The sequence below is a fragment of the Rhizobium sp. J15 genome, from assembly GCF_002531825.1.
Lineage (GTDB): Bacteria > Pseudomonadota > Alphaproteobacteria > Rhizobiales > Rhizobiaceae > Rhizobium.
Genome location: NZ_NWSX01000011.1, coordinates 46,835 through 65,314, shown reverse-complemented (window position 1 = coordinate 65,314; position 18,480 = coordinate 46,835). Strand labels below are relative to the sequence as shown.

General features: G+C 61.3%; 15 protein-coding genes and 1 tRNA gene. 11 read left to right on the top strand and 5 right to left on the bottom strand.

Translation table 11 applies throughout. From position 1 onward, the window contains the following. Positions 1-104 precede the first annotated feature (104 nt). Positions 105-181 (top strand) — tRNA-Met (locus CO670_RS12390). Positions 182-365: 184 nt separating this feature from the next. On the opposite strand, the gene CO670_RS12385 is transcribed toward CO670_RS12390, so the two are convergent. After that, complete coding sequence (locus tag CO670_RS12385; protein WP_097590513.1) at positions 366-713, bottom strand: hypothetical protein; 348 nt, start codon at positions 711-713, stop codon at positions 366-368. 66 nt (positions 714-779) lie between these two features. Continuing rightward, positions 780-1,424 carry a helix-turn-helix domain-containing protein gene (locus CO670_RS12380; RefSeq protein WP_097590512.1) on the bottom strand — a complete coding sequence of 215 codons (645 nt, stop codon included), beginning with the start codon at positions 1,422-1,424 and terminating at the stop codon, positions 780-782. Positions 1,425-1,582: 158 nt separating this feature from the next. Here CO670_RS12380 and CO670_RS12375 point away from each other — a divergent pair, with 158 nt between their 5' ends. Continuing rightward, the gene (locus tag CO670_RS12375) at positions 1,583-2,542 is read left to right on the top strand and encodes a hypothetical protein (RefSeq protein ID WP_097590511.1); all 960 of its coding nucleotides are present in this window, start codon (positions 1,583-1,585) and stop codon (positions 2,540-2,542) included. A 6-nt stretch (positions 2,543-2,548) separates the two neighbouring features. On the opposite strand, the gene CO670_RS12370 is transcribed toward CO670_RS12375, so the two are convergent. Next, the gene (locus tag CO670_RS12370) at positions 2,549-3,181 is read right to left on the bottom strand and encodes a response regulator (protein WP_097590510.1); all 633 of its coding nucleotides are present in this window, start codon (positions 3,179-3,181) and stop codon (positions 2,549-2,551) included. Next, on the bottom strand, positions 3,147-4,394 hold the full coding sequence (locus tag CO670_RS12365) for an ATP-binding protein (RefSeq protein ID WP_097590509.1): 1,248 nt from the start codon (positions 4,392-4,394) through the stop codon (positions 3,147-3,149). The genes CO670_RS12370 and CO670_RS12365 overlap by 35 nt, the downstream gene beginning before the upstream one ends. A gap of 646 nt (positions 4,395-5,040) precedes the next feature. On the opposite strand from CO670_RS12365, the gene arcA reads away from it, so the two are divergent. Genes arcA through arcC form a run of 3 tightly spaced genes read left to right on the top strand, consistent with a single transcriptional unit; the run spans position 5,041 to position 8,253 of the window. Beyond that, on the top strand, positions 5,041-6,270 hold the full coding sequence (gene arcA / locus CO670_RS12355; protein ID WP_097590508.1) for an arginine deiminase: 1,230 nt from the start codon (positions 5,041-5,043) through the stop codon (positions 6,268-6,270). Positions 6,271-6,308: 38 nt separating this feature from the next. Beyond that, entirely contained in the window at positions 6,309-7,313 is a 1,005-nt protein-coding gene (locus CO670_RS12350; protein ID WP_097590507.1) for an ornithine carbamoyltransferase, read from the top strand. Between the two features lies 1 nt (position 7,314). After that, the gene (gene arcC, locus CO670_RS12345) at positions 7,315-8,253 is read left to right on the top strand and encodes a carbamate kinase (RefSeq protein WP_097590506.1); all 939 of its coding nucleotides are present in this window, start codon (positions 7,315-7,317) and stop codon (positions 8,251-8,253) included. 24 nt (positions 8,254-8,277) lie between these two features. Here arcC and CO670_RS12340 read toward each other — a convergent pair whose 3' ends face one another. Beyond that, positions 8,278-9,636, bottom strand: coding sequence for an amino acid permease (locus CO670_RS12340; protein WP_097590505.1), 1,359 nt, complete (start codon positions 9,634-9,636; stop codon positions 8,278-8,280). Between the two features lie 266 nt (positions 9,637-9,902). Between CO670_RS12340 and CO670_RS12335 the strand changes: the two genes are divergently transcribed. From CO670_RS12335 to CO670_RS12310, 6 genes are all read left to right on the top strand, one after another. Next, complete coding sequence (locus tag CO670_RS12335; RefSeq protein WP_245425810.1) at positions 9,903-10,262, top strand: hypothetical protein; 360 nt, start codon at positions 9,903-9,905, stop codon at positions 10,260-10,262. A gap of 171 nt (positions 10,263-10,433) precedes the next feature. Beyond that, positions 10,434-11,360: a cation transporter gene (locus CO670_RS12330; protein WP_097590504.1), complete on the top strand. Its 927-nt coding sequence runs from the start codon at positions 10,434-10,436 to the stop codon at positions 11,358-11,360. Positions 11,361-11,505: 145 nt separating this feature from the next. Continuing rightward, positions 11,506-13,767 (top strand): Orn/Lys/Arg decarboxylase N-terminal domain-containing protein, encoded by a 2,262-nt coding sequence (locus CO670_RS12325; RefSeq protein WP_097590503.1) that lies wholly within the window; start codon positions 11,506-11,508, stop codon positions 13,765-13,767. After that, positions 13,764-16,127 carry an ornithine decarboxylase gene (gene speC / locus CO670_RS12320; RefSeq protein ID WP_097590502.1) on the top strand — a complete coding sequence of 788 codons (2,364 nt, stop codon included), beginning with the start codon at positions 13,764-13,766 and terminating at the stop codon, positions 16,125-16,127. Before CO670_RS12325 ends, speC begins: the two co-directional genes overlap by 4 nt. A 19-nt stretch (positions 16,128-16,146) precedes the next feature. Further along, complete coding sequence (potE, locus tag CO670_RS12315; RefSeq protein ID WP_097590501.1) at positions 16,147-17,505, top strand: putrescine-ornithine antiporter; 1,359 nt, start codon at positions 16,147-16,149, stop codon at positions 17,503-17,505. 17 nt (positions 17,506-17,522) lie between these two features. Beyond that, positions 17,523-18,440, top strand: a complete 918-nt coding sequence (locus CO670_RS12310) for an amino acid ABC transporter substrate-binding protein (protein WP_097590500.1) — start codon at positions 17,523-17,525, stop codon at positions 18,438-18,440. The last annotated feature ends 40 nt before the right edge of the window (positions 18,441-18,480 follow it).

Here is an 18,480-nt window from a genome sequence, read left to right as displayed (position 1 = left end):
CCGTTTTTCTCCATCATGCGCTTGACACAAAGCCGAAGCGCACCTTATAAGCCGCTCATCCCACGAGCCCGCAGCGCTTCGCGAGCAGGGTTCGTTTGACCAGTGGCGGAGTAGCTCAGTAGGTCAGAGCAGAGGAATCATAATCCTTGTGTCGGGGGTTCAAATCCCTCCTCCGCTACCATATTTTCCTAAGCCAGCCTCAATAGTGTGGTCTCGAAATAGCAAGGCTATTTCAGCGGCTTCGGCGGCATCTTTGTTCGTTCGGCCGGCTATTCTTTCGCGGTCGACCTCTGAACGTAAAAAAAGCCCTACGCTCCCATGGCAAAGCTCGGCCTGTGTCGACTGGATGCGATGCGGCAGCAACCCTAACGCTTGATATCGAAAGCCTGACCGGAAGCGCGGAGCTCCGTCAGCGTTTTGCCGACGCAGCTGCCGCCGCCTTCGCCACCGATTGCCTTCGCCTTGCCGTCGAGCGTGATCGTGCCGGCAATCCGCTCTGACGCCACATAGGTCGCGATCCCGTCCTGCGAGACGCGCGATAAGTAAAAGGCGTGATAGGTTTCGTTGTATTTGCACTGGATGATCACAGGAAATTGGTCGAACGGATTGTCCTGCGCCCGGGCGCCGGCAAGCGGAAAGGCGGTAAGCGGCAGCAGACCTGCAAGGAGCGCTCCAGCCAATGTTTTCGATCCTCTGCGGGATGCGTGCTTCATGTTCAATCCCCTTCTGCGGCAGGAGCGGTCTTCCGAAAACCGCTGAACACTTTTGCGCGACATGCTCTAGCTCGTCAGTGCAATGAGCGCATCGCGATCGAGCAGGCGGACGATGCGCTGCAGCTTGCCGTTCAGGCAAATGATGCGTTTTTCGCGGAGCTTCGTGAAACAGCGGGCGACGGTCTCCACGGTCAGGCCGAGATAGTCGGCAATATCGGTGCGAGACATCATCATATCGAATTCGCAATCTTCCGGCTGGCGATCGGCCATTTCAAATACGAAGGCCGCCACCCGCTTCAATGCGCTCTGCTCGGTAATGACGAGCTGTTTGTGCTGCGCCTTCGCAAGGTTCGTCAGGGCGATGTGAAGCAGATCTATCGGGACGATCGCGTCCCGGTTGGCGCGAAACGGCCTGATGCAGGTTTCGCAAACAGCTTCCGCAAAGTCGGTTCGCACATTGCCGGTTTCCAGCCCGAACCATTCGCCCTTGCCGCAGAAGGACAGGATATAACGCTGCCCGCTTGCCGTCAGGCGGTAGATCCGCACCGCGCCCGCTTCGACCTGATAGATCGCCCGCGCGTGTTCGCCTTCGCTATAGATCGTCTCGTCCGCCTTGAGCCTGATCGAGTGATCCCTGGCCGTCGCGGACGCCGCCCCATAGCGATGGCCCGTACCTGCTGTGTGCTGTCGGATTGCATGGTCTTGAAGCATGTGCGTCGCCCCCGTCCGCATTGCAGCATAAGCAATTTCAGCCTGCCCCGTTATTCGAGATATCCCTTAAGTATTGCTACGGAAGCCTCGGTCCGCCGCCGGGTGTATAAAGTTACGCCCCTTGTTGAGACGATACGAAGGTATCGCGGGAGGTCGCGATGGCATCGGAAGAGAAGGGGGATAGCCGCGCATTTCAAAACCCTGCGGACGTGCGCGCGCAGCTTGACCGCATACTCGCCAGCGTAGAGTTCCATGCTCCCGAACGCGGGCGGCACTTTCTGCAATATATCGTCGAAGAGACGCTGGAAGGGCGCCAGGAGCAACTCAAGGCCTACACGATCGCGCAGGCAGTTTTCGGAAGGGATGCTTCCTTCGATGCGCAGAATGATCCGGTCGTCCGCATCGAGGCAGGGCGCATCCGTCGCGCGCTGGAGCGTTACTACCTCGTCTGCGGACGCGACGACCCGATCCGGATTACCATTCCCAAAGGCGGATATTCGCCAAATTTTTCGACCGATGAAGGCGGCTCGGATGCCGACGAAAAGCCCGCGGTACAAAGCCCCGGAAACAGACGGAACAACCCCGGCCAACCGCTGGCGTATCGCGATCTTCTGCTGCCGATCGGGGTGCCCGCGCTCTTCGGCGTAATGGCGATCCTGGCGCTCATTCGTCCTCTCGAAGCCTATCTTTCGCCGCGCGAACCGTCACCGGCCGCTGTCCCGTCGACACCGGAAGGCAAGACCGGGATTATGCTGGAACCCTTTGCGGCCCTCGGCGACAACACACAGGGAGCGGATTTCGCCAGCGGACTGGCCGATCAACTCATTGCGAAGCTCATGAAGATCGATGACCTCGTCGTGTTTGCCCCGGGCCGGTCCGTCGCGGGGGCGAGTGGCTCGCTGCTGAACCTGCAGGGGAGCGCGCTGGTCGAGGGCACGGTCCTTCATCTGCATGTGCGCCTGATCAACGGCGCTGACGGTACGGTCATCTGGGCAAACCAGTACGAGCGCGACCTGCGCAATCAGGCTATTCTCGACGTGGAGGACGAGATTGCCACGCAAATCGTCAAGGAAATCGGGAATGGCCGCAAGCTGGCCGGCCCAGCTTCCGTTCCATAGCCGCTGTCACACCTGTGTTTCGAGGGATTGCGCTGGGGTATCGACGGTAATGGCCATTCGCATGAGTTCCGCCAGATTGCGCGCCCCCATCTTAGCCATCACATTGGCACGATGGACTTCCACCGTGCGCACGCTGATGCCGAGATGATAGGCGATCATCTTGTTCTGTAAGCCATCGAGCACGCCGGCCAGAACCTGATGTTCGCGTTCGGTGAGCTGGCGAAGCCGGGTGGCAATGCTTTCGGAGCCGGCGATGGCCCTGCCGGTCCGCCTCTGCCCCACCGCGCCGTTGATGGCGGCAATCAGCGCCTCTTCCCTCAGAGGCTTTTCCAGAAAATCGAATGCCCCGGCCTTCATTGCCTGCACGGCCGCGGCGACATCGCCCTGGCCGGTGATGACGATCGCAGGGACATCCATGTTGAACCGGTGCATCTGCTGGAGCAATTCGATGCCATTGACATCGGGCATCCGCAGGTCCGTCACGAGGCAGTTCCGTCCCGAAAGGGGCAGAAGTTCCAGAAACGCTTTTGCGCAGCTGTGCGCACGAACGGCAAAGCCTGCCGACACCAGCAGAAACGTCAGGGATCGCCTGAGCGATTCTTCGTCATCGACGAGATGGATCATAAGGTCGTTCGTCATTGGCTGTGGTCTCCACCAGCGGAAGAGAAAATGTGAGGATCGAACCGTCCTGCGGTCCCCTGCGTGCAGCTATCCGGCCTCCATGCGCTTCGACGATGCGCTTGGACAATGCCAGCCCCATGCCGAGGCCGTGGGGTTTCGTCGTGACGAAGGGACGAAACAGCGCCTCTTCGATCTCCGCGGCAATCCCGCAGCCGTTGTCGGACACGTCGACGACAAGATGGGAGAGGTCGTCGATTCTGGTGCGGATCGAAATATGGGGGGATTTCGTGCCGTCGGTTGCTTCAACCGCATTGCGAAGAAGATTTGTCAGCACCTGGAGGATCTGGATACGGTCGACCAACACGATGTCACGCTCCGCGTCGAACTGGAAATCGGTATGAAGCCCTTGGCCTCGAGAGCCCGCAAGGGCGAGGGGCGTCGCCTCATGGATCAGCGCATGCATCGCTTCCGGCCTTTTTTCGTCGGCGCCGCGCTTTGCGAATTCGCGGATATTCTGGACGATCGCTCCCGCCCACAAGGCGTGCTGCGCAATTTTCGACAGGGCTTCGCGAAGCTCCGCGTGACACCCGTTGCGATCGTTCTCCATAAGACGCCCGCAGCCCTCCGCATACGCGCCGATCGAGGTCAGCGGCTGGGAAAGCTCGTGCGCCAGCGTCGAAGTCATTTCCCCAAGCGCGGCTATCCGCGCAAGCCGGGCCAGCTCGCTGCGAAGCTCCTGCACCTGCTGCAATGTTTCGCGCTCGGTCCGGAAGTCCTCAAAGACCGCTGCGGTGAAGGTTTCTTTCTCGCCTTGTTCCCGGATGATGGTCAGGGCAACCGGAAAGCGGGCGCCGCTCTTGGTCAGCGCGATACCGGCACGCAACACACCCTGGTCTGCCCAGCGTCCCTTGAGCTGAACATCCGGCGTCGAAGACCAGACGAAGTCGATCTTGCGGCCGAGTAATTCGCCTTCTTCATAACCGAACAAGGCCACCGCAGCCCTGTTGCAGGCCGAAACCCTGTTGTCGGCACCCATGAAGAACACTGCGTCCGGCAGGTGTTCATAGAGTTGCCGGATCGAGTTCATCCTTGGCACGTTCTCTCCCTCGGGTAAAACGCGCCCGGCTTTGCGGCGCACTATTTGCGCTCCGATGAACGGGGTTCGCCCGGTCAAGCTTGAGGCAACGGAACGATATTCGGCAATATGCGGCGCCTCCATCTTGATGGACATGATGGTCTCCTCCGCCCCATTGAGACGTATTCAGTGCCTCGACTGCCTTCCTTCACAACAACAGCATGAGTTTACCATCTTTGAACGGGTGACGAGTGTAGTATCGCGTAGACTCTATTGCACTCACCCATGCCCCGGCCAGCCGAGGTCCGTTGCGCCGGCGTTTCAGCCGGATCTACTCTCCATTGATCCGGCTCAATGCCGTTCGTCCATGGTTCCGCTACTCTGGAACGGAACACCGGCCGACGCCCATGCATCGCCGAGGAGGGGTTCGGTGATTTGGCGATTGGTCGTTGAGGCTCCGTTTGAACAGGACATCGAGCTCGCCGTCATCGACGACGAAGGTATTCATACCTTGGTTTTTCCCTGCCAACGCGTCCCTGGCGGATGGGTCAATGCGCTGACCCGCGAGATAGTCGACGTTCATCCCTCACATTGGCGTGCATGGCGGAGACAGGAACGCGGTGCATCCGATTGTCTTTGACGGACCTATTTCCCACTCCCGACATCATGAGAACCATAAATGCTGCGCTGCACCTTGTCTGCAATCAATGACACCGGCGGGCCGGCCCCAATAGGCTGATGCAGGAGAGCCGGCGGCGCGGGCGTTATCCGGTTGCCGACCTGTTTGCTGGAGGAGGACCGCATGCGTGGTTTCGGTGTTCATTCCGAAGTTGGAAAGCTGAGAACCGTCATGGTTTGCCGGCCGTCCCTGGCTCATCAGCGCCTGACGCCTGCCAACTGCCATGATCTGCTTTTTGACGATGTCCTATGGGTTCACGAGGCGCAGAAAGATCATTTTGACTTTGTGTTGAAGATGCAGGAACGGGGTGTTGAAGTTCTCGAGCTGCACGACCTTCTTGGCCAGACGCTTGCCAACAGCCAGGCGCGCGATTTCGTGTTGGATAGGCGCATCACGGCGAATGTGCTCGGCTCGCAGATCGCGGAAGCGATACGGCCCTGGCTTGACGAAATGCCGCCGGCGCAGCTCGCCGCATTCATGATCGGCGGCATCGCGATCTCCGATCTGCCCGAGGTCAAGGCGAAGTCGCTGATGCTCAGCGCCTTGCCGGAGACGGATTTCGTCATTCCGCCGATCCCGAACACGCTGTTCCAGCGCGATCCCTCCTGCTGGATTTACGGCGGCGTGACGTGCAACCCGATGTTCTGGCCGGCAAGGCGCGCGGAGACGCTGATCCAGCGTGCGGTCTACAAGTTTCATCCGATCTTCCTCGGCGGCAATTTCCAGATCTGGTGGGGCGATTCGGACCATCCGTTCGCCAATGCCTCGATGGAGGGCGGCGACGTCATGCCGATCGGCAACGGCACCGTCCTCATCGGCATGGGCGAGCGCACCACCTACCAGGCAGTCGGCCAGGTGGCGCAGGCGCTGTTCAGAGGCAAGGCCGCAAAGAGGGTGATCGGCTGCCTGATGCCGAAGAGCCGTGCGGCCATGCACCTCGACACTGTCTTCAGTTTCTGCGATCGCGACGTCGTCACGTTGTTTGCCGAGGTGGTCGACCAGGTCCGCTGCTACAGCATGTATCCGAAAGACGACGACGGCACCTTCGAGATTCATCCGGAAGCCCGGCCGATGCTCGATGTCGTCAGCGAGGCGCTCGAGCTGCCGCAATTGCGCACCGTCGAGACCGGCGGCAATGCCTACCAGGCCGAGCGCGAACAATGGGACGATGGCAATAATGTCGTGGCACTCGAGCCCGGCGTCGTCGTCGCCTACGACCGCAACACCTACACGAATACGCTTCTGCGCAAGGCGGGGATCGAGGTCATCACCATTCGCGGCTCCGAACTCGGCCGCGGCCGCGGTGGCGGGCACTGCATGACATGCCCCATCTGGCGCGAGCCCGCCTACTGACGTTTCACACTCACGAACCGGACCGACGGAGCAAGACCATGAGTTTCAATCTGCGCAATCGCTCGCTTCTGACCGTGCAGGACTATACCCCGCGGGAATTCCGCTATCTCCTCGATCTCGCCCGCGATCTGAAGCGGGCGAAATATGCCCGCACCGAGCAGGAGCATCTGAAAGGCAAGGAAATCTGCCTGATCTTCGAAAAGACCTCGACGCGGACGCGGTGCGCCTTCGAAGTCGCCTGCTCGGACCAGGGCGCCAATGTGACCTATCTCGATCCGTCCGGCTCGCAGATCGGGCACAAGGAATCCTTCAAGGACACGGCGCGGGTGCTGGGGCGCATGTATGACGCGATCGAATATCGCGGCTCCGCGCAGAAAGGCGTGGAGACGCTGGCAAAATATGCCGGGGTGCCCGTCTATAACGGTCTGACCGACGAATATCATCCGACGCAGATGATCGCCGACGTCATGACGATGCGCGAACATAGCGACAAGCCGATCGCTGAGATCAAATATGCCTATGTCGGCGACACCCGGTCCAACATGGGGCATTCGCTGCTGATCGTCGGCTGCCTGCTCGGCATGGATGTGCGTATCTGCGGGCCGAGATCGCTGTGGCCTTCGGAAGAATACATGAAGATCGCCAAGGATTTGCAGCAGGCCTCGGGCGCGCGACTGCTGGTGACCGAAGATCCCAGAGAGGCGGTCAAGGACGTCGATTTCATCCACACCGACGTCTGGGTTTCGATGGGCGAGCCGAAAGATGTCTGGCGCGAGCGCATCAAATTGCTCACTCCCTATCAAGTCAACGAGGACCTGATGAGGGCGACTGGCAACCGGCAGACCAAGTTCATGCATTGCCTGCCGGCGTTCCACGACACCGAAACCACGCTCGGCAAACAGATCGCCGAAGATTACGGCATGGAGAACGGGCTCGAAGTGACCAACGACGTTTTCGAATCCGAGGCCAATGTCGCCTTCGAGCAGGCGGAAAATCGTCTGCACACGATCAAGGCCCTGCTTGTCGCGACGCTGGGAGATTGACATGCGTGTGGTTATTGCGCTCGGCGGAAATGCGCTTCTCCGGCGCGGGGAAGCCATGACGGCCGACACCCAGAGGCGGAATGCGCGCATCGCCGCTCAGGCGATCGCGCCCCTGGCCGCCGAACATGAGATCGTCGTCACGCACGGCAACGGGCCGCAGGTCGGACTGCTTGCCCTTCAGGGCGCAGCCTACAAACCCGAGGAAGCCTATCCGCTCGACGTTCTCGGCGCCGAGACCGAAGGCATGATCGGCTATATGCTGGAACAGGAGCTCGGCAATCTCCTGCCGTTCGAGCAGCCTTTGGCGACGCTGCTGACTATGGTCGAAGTCGATGCCGCCGATCCCGGCTTCCAGAACCCCACCAAGTTCGTCGGTCCTGTCTACGACCAGGCGGAGGCGGAGCGGATCCGCACGGAAAAGGGATGGGTCTTCAAACAGGACGGTGAAAAATGGCGGCGCGTCGTTGCCTCGCCGGCGCCCAAGCGCATCTTCGAGATCCGTCCGGTCCGCTGGCTGCTGGAGCAGCGCACGATCGTGATCTGCGCGGGCGGCGGCGGCATTCCGACGATGTACGAAAAGGGCGCTGACCGGAAGCTGATCGGCGTCGAAGCCGTGATCGACAAGGATCTGTGCTCGGAGCTTCTGGCGCGCGAGCTTTACGCCGATCTCCTGATCATGGCGACGGATGCCGAGGCTGTCTGCACCGACTGGGGCAAGCCGTCGCAGAAGGCGATCCATCGAGCCCGTCCCGACGATTTCAAGCAGTTTTCCTTCCCGGCCGGATCAATGGGCCCGAAGGTTGATGCCGCCTGCCATTTTGCGCGCATGGGCGGCAGGACCGCTGCGATCGGAGCCCTTGCGGATATTGCGGGAATGGTGCGCGGCGAGCGCGGAACAATCATCAGCGAGAGCTTTGCCGGGTTGAGCTGGCACGCCTGAACCTGTCCGGCCCTTCGAGCCTGCCTATCCCGACACGGCCGGGTGCGTTGCCGCACCTCCTGACGCCTTTTGACGTTCGATCGCCGGCGCCGCATTCCGCCTTTGCCAGACGTAGACGGGGATGCCGAGCATCAGCAGTACCAGCCCATAGAGCACCGGCTCCGCGCCTGAGCCATAGAGGGTAAAGATCGCAAAAGCGAAGGCGATCAGTTCGATGGCGCTTACACGCGGCATTCGCCCGAGCGTCACGCCGGCCACAAGAGTGCCGGCCAGTGAGCAGAAGGCGTAGGGAACGACGGCCGCCATCGTGCTCAGCCCGACCATCAGCCGATAGGCTGCAGCAAATCCTTCGGCCCCGACAGCCTGAGCGAGAACCAGCAGGGTCGCGAACAAGGCCGAGACGATCATGCCCAGAGCCGGGACGCCGCGGGAAGAGAGCCGCGCGAAAAGCGGAGGAAATAGCCCGTCGCGAGCAGCGGCCATCGGCACTTGTCCCATCAGCAGGGTCCAGCCGTTCAAGGCGCCGATCGAGGAGACCAGGACGGCGATCGAGATCGCCAGTTCGCCGCCGCGCCCCCACATCATGCCGGCTGCTTCGGAGAAGGGTGCGACCGAGCGAACCAACTGTTCGCGTGGCACGAGGCCCATCACCACGATGGTGCCGAGCACGTAGAGCACCGCGGCGATCGAGATTCCAAGGACGGTGGAGCGCGGGATGGTCCGCTCCGCGTTTTCGACATCGCCTGCGGGCACGGTTGCCGATTCCAGCCCGAGATAGGCAAACATCGTCAGCGGCGCCAGCGTCGCGATCGACTGCAGCAGCGGCTGGCCGCTTGGATTGAATTCGGAGAAATGGGACGTGTCGATAAAGAAGAGGCCGATGATGGCGACGGCGCCGAAGGGGAGAAGCTTGGCGTAGGTGGTGACCTGCGCAAAGAGACCCGCCGCATGAACGCCGCGGAGATTGACGAGCACAATCGCCCAGATCACCCCAAGCGTCAGCATGGTTGCGGCGAAGCGATTGCCGAGCGCGGGGAAGAGATCGACCATCACGCCGGCAAAGGCAATGGCGATGACCGGCAGAGACGTCCAGATGGAAATCCAGTAGCCCCAAGCAATCAGGAAGCCGGCGAAATCGCCATAGGCGAGCCTCGTATAGGCGTAGGGGCCACCGACGGCGGGCACGAGGCTCGCCAGACGCGCAAAGGTGAGGCCGAGGCAGATCGCGCCCGCGCCCATGAGGATCCAGACGATGATCGCGAGGTTGCCGTAGGGTGCCACCGCGGCCGGCGAAAGATAAAAGCCCGACCCCACCATATTTCCGACCACGATGGCGGTGCAGGCGGCAAGTCCCAGACTCTTGCCATTTGGCGACGTTGTCATGGCCCCCTCCCGAGAGACGCCTTTTCCGATGCCGATATCGGCTCGGACTTCCGTTCCCGGACGCAATTTTCCTCCCAAAGAACGGACGCCGCAATCCGGTTCAATGCGTAGTGGCGCCCGTCTTTTCGGCATCGTGCCGTAGCTGGTGCGAGCAGGCGGGAGGCGCCGTTCTTGTTTGAACGCCATTGATCGTGCTCAATGCCCGGCGCCAGTGCATAAGCTATCCTCTATAGCCGAACATCATTTTGTTCTCGGGAGTTAGTGCGATGAAGATGGCCATGATCATTGGACTTGCCGTAATCACTGCCGCCGCCGGAATTGTCCCGGTCGATGCCCAGCAGACGAGACGCGAATATCGCAGAATGAACTGGAGCGAGAACCTGCCGGAGGCGGTGCGAACCTATCACGACAGACGATTCACGATCGTCAGCTATAGGACGGCGGATTTTTCGGAGACCGGCGCACACCCTACACAGGGAAGCGAGGAGCACGTCAAAGCCATCAGGGATGCGATCCGCGCGAACAAATGGCTTACCGCCCAACTCAAGACCAAAAAGCTCACCGCGAACGACATCGAATGGGTCTCGCGGGCACGCAACGGCAACATGACCTTCTATACGAAATGACCGGTTTCTGCCCAGGACAGACCCAGGCTGAGCCGCGCGGCCTCCTCGCTCGGATACTCGCGCGGTTGCTGCGGGACCGCGACCGCCAGGAGAAAAAGCAGACCCACCTCGCCTTGCCTTCACGATCAGCATAAAACGATTGGCATGAAGGGTGTCGGAGGCGGGGCGAGGATGTTGGGGGAGCAGGGGTTTCTCAGGGTCTCGATCGCGGCGACGGTCGTGGTTGCTACGCTCGGGATTGTCTTCGGCATCCTTTCCGGTTCGTTCTCGATCGCCTTCGACGGCGTTTATTCGCTGGCCGATGCGGCCATGACCGGCCTTGCACTCGGGGTTTCCAGCCTTATCGTCAAATCGACGCAGAGCGACGCGAAATCCGGCAGGATCCGAAACCGCTTTACCATGGGTTTCTGGCATCTGGAGCCCATGGTGCTGATGCTCAATGGCTGTCTGCTGATCGCGGTCGCCATCTATGCGCTGATCAGCGCGATCATCAGCATCCTGAACGGCGGCCACGAACTGCAGTTCGGCATGGCGGTCGCCTATTCCGCGGCGACCCTGCTTGTCTGCGTCGCCATGGTTTTTCTCGGCATCAGGCTGAACGCCCGCATCAAATCCGATTTCGTCTCGCTCGACATCAAGGCCTGGATCATGTCCGGCGCCATCGCGCTAGCCCTGCTGATTGCATTTCTGATCGGTATGGCCGTACAGGCGACGCCGGCCGCCTGGGTCGCCAGCTACATGGACCCCGCGGTTCTGGCGCTGGTCTGCCTGGTCATGATCCCGCTTCCGATCGGCACCGTCTGGAAGGCGTTGACCGAAATCCTGCTGATTGCTCCCGTCGACCTCCAGGAGCATGTCGACCGCGTTGCCTCGGAAGCCGTTCGCCGCCTCGGTTTCCTCTCGCATCGCGCCTATGTCGCCCAGGTCGGCCGGGCAATGCAGATCGAGCTCTATTTCATCGTGCCCGAAGGACTTCCCGCGAAGACGGTGGAGGAATGGGACGCGCTGAGGGACGAGATCGGCGATGCGATCGGCGATGAGAGCGCCAATCGCTGGCTGACGATCGCCTTCACGGCCGATGCGGAATGGGCGGAATAGGCCCCCTATCGATATTGAAATGCTTTGCCTGACGTTGATTGCAATCAACGACGGTGCACCACCCGTCATGTACCATCCTTCCAGCTGAGATGCGGATCGCTGCAGAGCGGCCACGGCCTTTGACGCTCGGTTTCTGGAGGAAGGCATGGAATTCCAGAAGGCATTTCCAATAGCCGTTATCGACGAGGATTTTGATGGCAAGAGCGCCGCCGGACGCGGCATGCGCGATCTGGCTGCTGCAATCGAGAAGGAGGGCTTCCGGATCGTTTCCGGCGTTTCCTATGAGGATGCGCGGCGCCTGGTGCATATCTTCAACACCGAATCCTGCTGGCTGGTTTCCGTCGACGGCGCCGAGGACAAGGTCACGCGCTGGCAGGTGCTCGGAGAGGTTCTGGCCGCAAAGCGCCAGAGGAACGACCGCCTGCCGATCTTCCTGTTCGGCGACGATACGACCGCGGAAGACGTGCCAGCTGCAGTGCTGCGCCACGCCAATGCCTTCTTCCGGCTGTTCGAGGATACGGCGGAATTCATGGCGCGCGCCATCGCGCAGGCCGCCCGCAACTATCTCGACCGGCTGCCGCCGCCGATGTTCAAGGCGTTGATGGATTATACGCTCGAGGGCGCCTATTCCTGGCACACGCCCGGCCACGGCGGCGGCGTCGCGTTCCGCAAGAGCCCGGTCGGCCAGCTCTTCTATACGTTCTTCGGTGAAAACACGCTGCGCTCCGACATCTCGGTCTCGGTCGGCAGCGTGGGTTCGCTACTGGATCATGTCGGGCCGATCGCCGAGGGCGAGCGCAATGCCGCGCGCATTTTCGGCACGGACGAAACCCTGTTCGTCGTCGGCGGCACGTCGACCGCCAACAAGATTGTCTGGCATGGCATGGTCGGGCGCGGCGATCTCGTGCTGTGCGACCGCAACTGCCACAAATCCATCCTGCATTCCCTGATCATGACGGGTGCCACGCCGATCTATCTGATCCCCTCGCGCAACGGGCTCGGGATCATAGGACCGATCTCGAAGGACCAGTTCACGCCTGAGGCAATCGCCGGCAAGATTGCCGCAAGCCCCTTTGCCGGGCAGACGAGCGGCAAGGTCCGGCTGATGGTCATCACCAACTCGACCTATGACGGCCTCTGCTACAACGTCGATGCGATCAAGGCTTCGCTTGGCGATGCGGTCGAGGTGCTGCACTTCGACGAGGCCTGGTATGCCTATGCCAATTTCCACGAATTCTATGATGGTTTTCACGGCATCTCGTCGAACCAGCCGGCGCGATCGAAAAATGCCATTACCTTTGCGACGCACTCGACGCACAAGCTGCTGGCCGCGCTCTCGCAGGCATCGATGATCCACATCCAGCACGCCGAGAACAAACGTCTCGACGTCACGCGCTTCAACGAAGCCTTCATGATGCACACCTCGACCTCGCCGCAATACGGCATCATCGCCTCCTGCGATGTCGCCGCCGCGATGATGGAGCAGCCGGCGGGACGTGCGCTCGTACAGGAGACGATCGATGAGGCGATCAGCTTCCGCCGGGCGATGAATGGCGTGAGAAAACAGACGGAAGGCAGCTGGTGGTTCGATGTGTGGGAGCCGACGGTCGCCGAACAGACGCCGAGCGATACTCATGCCGACTGGGTGCTGAAGCCGGGCGATCCTTGGCATGGTTTTGCAGACCTTGCCGAAAATCATGTCATGGTCGATCCGATCAAGGTCACCATCCTATCGCCGGGTCTTTCGGCCAGCGGCATCATGCAGGAACAGGGGATTCCGGCGGCGGTTATCACCAAGTTCCTCTCCTCCCGGCGGATCGAGATCGAAAAGACCGGGCTCTATTCCTTCCTGGTTCTCTTCTCGATGGGCATCACCCGCGGCAAGTGGAGCACGCTCGTCACCGAGCTCATCAATTTCAAGGACCTCTACGATGCCAATGCGCCATTGACGCGGGCGCTGCCGTCGCTTGCCGCAGCGCATCCGGAAGCCTATGCCGGCATGGGGCTGAAGGATCTGTGCGGAGAGATCCATGCGGTCTACCGCAAGGACGACGTGCCGAAGGCGCAGCGCGAGATGTACACGGTGCTGCCCGAAATGGCGCTGCGTCCTGCCGATGCCTACGACCGGCTGGTCAAGAGCCGGATCGAGAGTGTCGAAATCGACGGTCTCATGAACCGCATCCTCGCCGTGATGATCGTTCCCTATCCGCCGGGAATTCCGCTGATCATGCCGGGCGAGCGGATCACCCAGTCGACGAAGTCCATTCAGGACTATCTGCTCTACGCCCGCGATTTCGACCGAAAGTTTCCCGGTTTCGAAACCGATATCCATGGCCTTCGCTTCGCTCCCGGCGACGGCGGCCGCCGCTATCTCGTCGATTGCATTGCAGAGGAGGGACAGGAATGATCCCGCGCGATGTGAAATCTCCGACGGTTGCCATACCGTTCCACAAGATGCTGAAGATCGTGGCCGTTGTCGACCGTGACAATTCTCAGGCGCAGGAATTGGTCGCACAGATCAATGCCCAAGGCTTCGAGGTGGAACTGCGCGGCGACTATTCGGCCGATGTGTCCGAGGATGCGGATGTCGGCGCCTATGTCGGCTCGGTCGAGGGTGGCAAGCTGCAGGCGGCTCGCGGCTTCCTGCGTTCCGTCAGGGATATTGGTTTCCGCACGCCGATCTGGGCGATGGCCGATACGCTGACGATCGCGGATATGGATGTCGTCGAAATGGCCGGCGAAGTGGATGGCTTCGTTTATCTCGGCCAGCAGACGCCGACCTTCTACGCCAAGCAGATCGTCTCCAGTGCGGTCAATTACGGCAAATCTTTGCTGCCGCCCTTCTTCGGCGGCATGATGGCCTATGACGGGGAGGCCAATATCGCCTTCGATTGCCCCGGCCATCAGGGCGGCCAGTTCTATCGAAAGTCGCCGGCCGGGCAGCTCTTCTTCAAATATTTCGGCGAGAGCATTTTCCGCAACGACCTCTGCAATGCCGATGTCGATCTCGGCGATCTGCTGATCCATGAAGGCCCCGCCGTCGAAGCCCAGAAACAGGCGGCGCGCATTTTCGGCGCCGACCGCACCTATTTCATCCTGAACGGAACGAGCACCTCCAACAAGGTCGTCGCCAACGCGGTGCTGCGCAGCGGCGATCTCGTGCTCTTCGATCGCAACAATCACAAATCGCTGCATCAGGGTGCCCTCGTCCAGGCCGGCGCTATTCCGATCTATCTGCCGACGGCCCGCAACTCCTTCGGTATGATCGGGGCGGTCGATTGGGAGGCCTGGGACGAGAGCTGGCTGCGGCGCAGGATAGAGGAGCATCCGCTCGTCGCCGACAAAAGCCGTGCCAATGCGGAAAGGCCCTTCCGCCTGGCCTGCATCCAGCTCGCGACCTATGACGGCACGATCTACAATGTCAGCCAGGTGATGGAGAAGCTCGGTCATCTCTGCGATTACGTGCTCTGGGACGAGGCCTGGATCGGCTACAACGCCTTCCACCCGCTCTTCGAGGGCCACAGCCCGATGCGCCTGAAAGACCTGAAGGCCGACATGCCGGGGCTGTTCTCCACCCAGTCGGTTCACAAGCAGGGGGCCGGCTTCTCCCAGGCGTCACAGATCCACAAGCGGGACGAACATATCAGCGGCCAGCGCAGGTTCGTCGAACACAAGCGCTTCAATGAATCGCTGCTGATGCATGTGTCCACTTCGCCCTTTTATCCGCTCTTCGCTTCGCTCGATGTCAACGCCAAGGTGCATGAAGGCAAGGCAGGCGAAATGCTTTGGGATCGCTGCATCGAGCTCGGGATCGAGGTGCGCAAGAAGCTGCGCGGTTTCGTTGCGCATTACGAGTCGAAGGCCGCGAGCCCGGAAGAGCAATGGTTCTTCGATCCCTTCGTGCCGGACGGGGTTTCGGTCTCGGGCTCGAAGCATACGAGCGATCTCGTCGACGTCAGATGGGAAGACGTGCCGACCGAGGTGCTGAAGCGCGAGCAGCAGTGCTGGCGGTTCGATCCCGAGGCGAAGTGGCACGGTTATTCAGGCTATGCGCCGGGCTACACCATGGTCGATCCGAACAAACTTGCGATCCTGACACCCGGCATCGACAGGAGCACCGGCGACTATCGCGAATTCGGCATTCCGGCGACCGTCGTTGCCAACTATCTGCGCGAGCAGCGGGTCGTGCCTGAAAAATGCGACTTGAACAGCCTGCTCTTTCTGCTCACGCCGGCCGAAGACGAGAGCAAGCTGAACACGCTCGTCGCCAAGCTGGTCAAGTTCAAGAACCTCTGGGACCGCGATGCGCCGCTGCAGGAAGTGCTGCCCACCGTCTATGCAGCCAATCGCGAGCGCTATGCCGGCTATACCGTCCGCCAGGTCTGCCGGGAGATGCATTCCTTCTATCGCGAGGCGGGCGTCAAGGAGTTGCAGCGCCTGTGCTTCCGCTCCGAGAGTTTTCCGGAGCCGGCAATGGCGCCGAAGCAAGCCTATGAGGCGCTGGTCGCCAACAATGTCGATTATGTGCCGCTGACGCAGGCCGCCGGCCGCATCTCGGCGACGCTGGCGCTGATCTATCCGCCGGGTATCGGCGTCATCGTGCCGGGAGAGCGCTGGGACGAGCGGGCGAAGCCGATGCGGGATTATTTCCTGGCCTTCGAGGAATCCTTCAACCGGTTTCCGGGCTTCAACTACGAGGTTCAGGGCGTGTTCCAGGAACGGATCGAAGGCCGGATCACATTCCACACATATGTCGTGCGCGAGTAGACGCAGGGAGAGTTTCGTCATGACCGATAACGCGATGCATCTTGCGGCCGAGACCACGACCAAGAAAAAGATGAACCTGGTGCAACTGACCTTCATCGTCGCGGTCAACATGATGGGGTCTGGTATCATCATGCTGCCGGCCAATATGGCCCAGGTCGGCGCGATCTCGCTGCTTTCCTGGCTCGTGACCGCCATCGGCTCGATGGCGATCGCTTACGGCTTCGCCCAGGCCGGGCTGTTCAACCAGCGCCCCGGCGGCATGTCCGCCTATGCGGAGGATGCTTACGGGAAAGACGGCTACTTCATGGTGTTCTTCCTGTATTTCCTTTCGCTTGCCGTCGGTAATGTCGCGATCGGCATCTCCGCCGTCGGCTATCTTGCCGGATTTTTCCCGGTGCTGACGTCCACGCCGATCATGACCTGCCTGGCGCTGATCATCCTGCTGTGGCTGACCACGGCCGCCAATTTCGGCGGTCCGCGCATTACCGGGCGCATCGGTTCGGTTACGGTCTGGGGCGTCATCCTTCCTGTCGGCCTGCTGTCGATCATCGGCTGGCTCTGGTTCAGCTCAAGCACTTTCGGCGCCGCCTGGAATCCGAAAGGGCTGTCGCTGGCGCAGGGCATGGGATCGAGCATTTCGCTGACCCTCTGGGCCTTCCTCGGCATGGAGTCGGCGGCGCAGAATTCCGATGCCGTCGAAAACCCCAAGCGCGACGTACCGCTCGCCTGCATGTTCGGCACGCTCGGGGCAGCCGTCATCTATATCCTGTCGACGACGGTCATCCAGGGCATCGTGCCGAATGCCGATCTCGCCACCTCCACGGGGCCCTTCGCATTGGCCTATGCCACGATGTTCAACCCGACGATCGGTTCGATCGTCATGGCGCTGGCGGTGCTCGCCTGCCTCGGCTCGCTGCTGGGCTGGCAGTTCACCATTGCCCAGACGGCGCGAACCGCGGCGGAAGAGCGGATGTTCCCATCCATATTTTCCCGTGTGAACGAGATGGGCGCGCCGGTCAGCGGCATGATCATTCTCGGCATCGTGCAGACGTGCCTGGCGCTGATGACCATATCGCCGACGCTCAGCGAGCAATTTTCGGCGCTGGTCAATCTCGCCGTCGTAACCAATGTGCTGCCCTACATCATCGCGCTTTCGGCGCTGTTCGTCATGATGAAGGCTGCCCGCGTGCCTCAGGCGAAATACCGGCTGAACGCCGTCATCGCCATGGTCGGCATGGCCTACAGCGTTTTCGCCATCTACGCCTCCGGCAAGGATGCGGTTCTCGGCGGCATGATCGTCACAGGGATCGGTTTCATCATTTATGGGCTCATCGCCCCGCGTTTTGCCAGCGGCGTGAACCGGGCGCCGGCCGAGTAACACAAGGAGGACCAATCATGTCAGGGAGAAACGGTCGCTGGGGGGTATTCGCCGCCTCCGTCCTCGCCGCGACGGCCGGGTGGGCCGCCACACTGCACGCGCAGACGCTCGACCGCGTCAGGACGACCAGCGCGTTGAAACTCGGCTACGACCCGGATGCAAGGCCTTTTTCGTTCGACGCCCAGGGCAAGCCCGACGGCTATACGGTTGCCCTCTGCAATGGGATCGCCGACAGTTTGAGGGCGCAGCTGAATCTGCCGAAACTCGATGTGGAATGGATTTCCCTGTCGGGTGAGGCGAAGGTGCGTGCCATACAGGATGGCACGGCGGATCTTGTCTGTGCCGCGGAGCCGGTGACGCTCAACCGCCGGCAGCAGGTTTCATTCTCGCTCCCGATCTTCCCGAGCGGCACCGGGGCGCTGCTCAGCACGAGCGCGCCGCTGGCATTGCGCGAAGTTCTGCAATATGGCGAGCCATCGAGCCGGCCCATCTGGCGCGGCGCGCCGGCCCGCACGATCCTCGAACACAAGACATTCTCCTCGATCGCGGGCACGACGAGCGAAGGCTGGCTGTCCGACAGGATCAAGACCTTCCAGCTCGCGGCGACGGCGACGCCCGTCAGCGACTATCAGCAGGGGATCGAGCGTGTTCTGGACGGCAGTTCGGCGGTGCTCTTCGGCGACATGCCGCTGCTGATGGATGCTGCCGCCCGCAGCGACAGCTCCGGCAATCTCATCGTCCTCGATCGCCATTTCACCTACGAACCGCTCGGTCTCGAGCTGGCGCGCGGGGACGAGGATTTTCGCCTGGCGGTCGATCGCGCCCTGAGTCAAGCCTATGCGGCGCCAGCGTTCCGGGCGTTCTTTACAACATGGTTCGGCCCGCCTGACGATGCCGTCGTGACCTTCTTCCGGCAGACGGCTCTTCCGGAGTGATGCTGCGCGCCGACGCTGCAATGACGGACGGAGGTTCGTC

What these genes read in the sequence shown, in the direction of transcription:
- CO670_RS12385 (WP_097590513.1), bottom strand. Translation starts at nt 713, where the DNA reads ATGAAGCACGCATCCCGCAGAGGATCGAAAACATTGGCTGGAGCGCTC.
- CO670_RS12380 (WP_097590512.1), bottom strand. Translation starts at nt 1,424, where the DNA reads ATGCTTCAAGACCATGCAATCCGACAGCACACAGCAGGTACGGGCCAT.
- CO670_RS12375 (WP_097590511.1), top strand. Translation starts at nt 1,583, where the DNA reads ATGGCATCGGAAGAGAAGGGGGATAGCCGCGCATTTCAAAACCCTGCG.
- CO670_RS12370 (WP_097590510.1), bottom strand. Translation starts at nt 3,181, where the DNA reads ATGACGAACGACCTTATGATCCATCTCGTCGATGACGAAGAATCGCTC.
- CO670_RS12365 (WP_097590509.1), bottom strand. Translation starts at nt 4,394, where the DNA reads ATGTCCATCAAGATGGAGGCGCCGCATATTGCCGAATATCGTTCCGTT.
- arcA (WP_097590508.1), top strand. Translation starts at nt 5,041, where the DNA reads ATGCGTGGTTTCGGTGTTCATTCCGAAGTTGGAAAGCTGAGAACCGTC.
- CO670_RS12350 (WP_097590507.1), top strand. Translation starts at nt 6,309, where the DNA reads ATGAGTTTCAATCTGCGCAATCGCTCGCTTCTGACCGTGCAGGACTAT.
- arcC (WP_097590506.1), top strand. Translation starts at nt 7,315, where the DNA reads ATGCGTGTGGTTATTGCGCTCGGCGGAAATGCGCTTCTCCGGCGCGGG.
- CO670_RS12340 (WP_097590505.1), bottom strand. Translation starts at nt 9,636, where the DNA reads ATGACAACGTCGCCAAATGGCAAGAGTCTGGGACTTGCCGCCTGCACC.
- CO670_RS12335 (WP_245425810.1), top strand. Translation starts at nt 9,903, where the DNA reads ATGAAGATGGCCATGATCATTGGACTTGCCGTAATCACTGCCGCCGCC.
- CO670_RS12330 (WP_097590504.1), top strand. Translation starts at nt 10,434, where the DNA reads ATGTTGGGGGAGCAGGGGTTTCTCAGGGTCTCGATCGCGGCGACGGTC.
- CO670_RS12325 (WP_097590503.1), top strand. Translation starts at nt 11,506, where the DNA reads ATGGAATTCCAGAAGGCATTTCCAATAGCCGTTATCGACGAGGATTTT.
- speC (WP_097590502.1), top strand. Translation starts at nt 13,764, where the DNA reads ATGATCCCGCGCGATGTGAAATCTCCGACGGTTGCCATACCGTTCCAC.
- potE (WP_097590501.1), top strand. Translation starts at nt 16,147, where the DNA reads ATGACCGATAACGCGATGCATCTTGCGGCCGAGACCACGACCAAGAAA.
- CO670_RS12310 (WP_097590500.1), top strand. Translation starts at nt 17,523, where the DNA reads ATGTCAGGGAGAAACGGTCGCTGGGGGGTATTCGCCGCCTCCGTCCTC.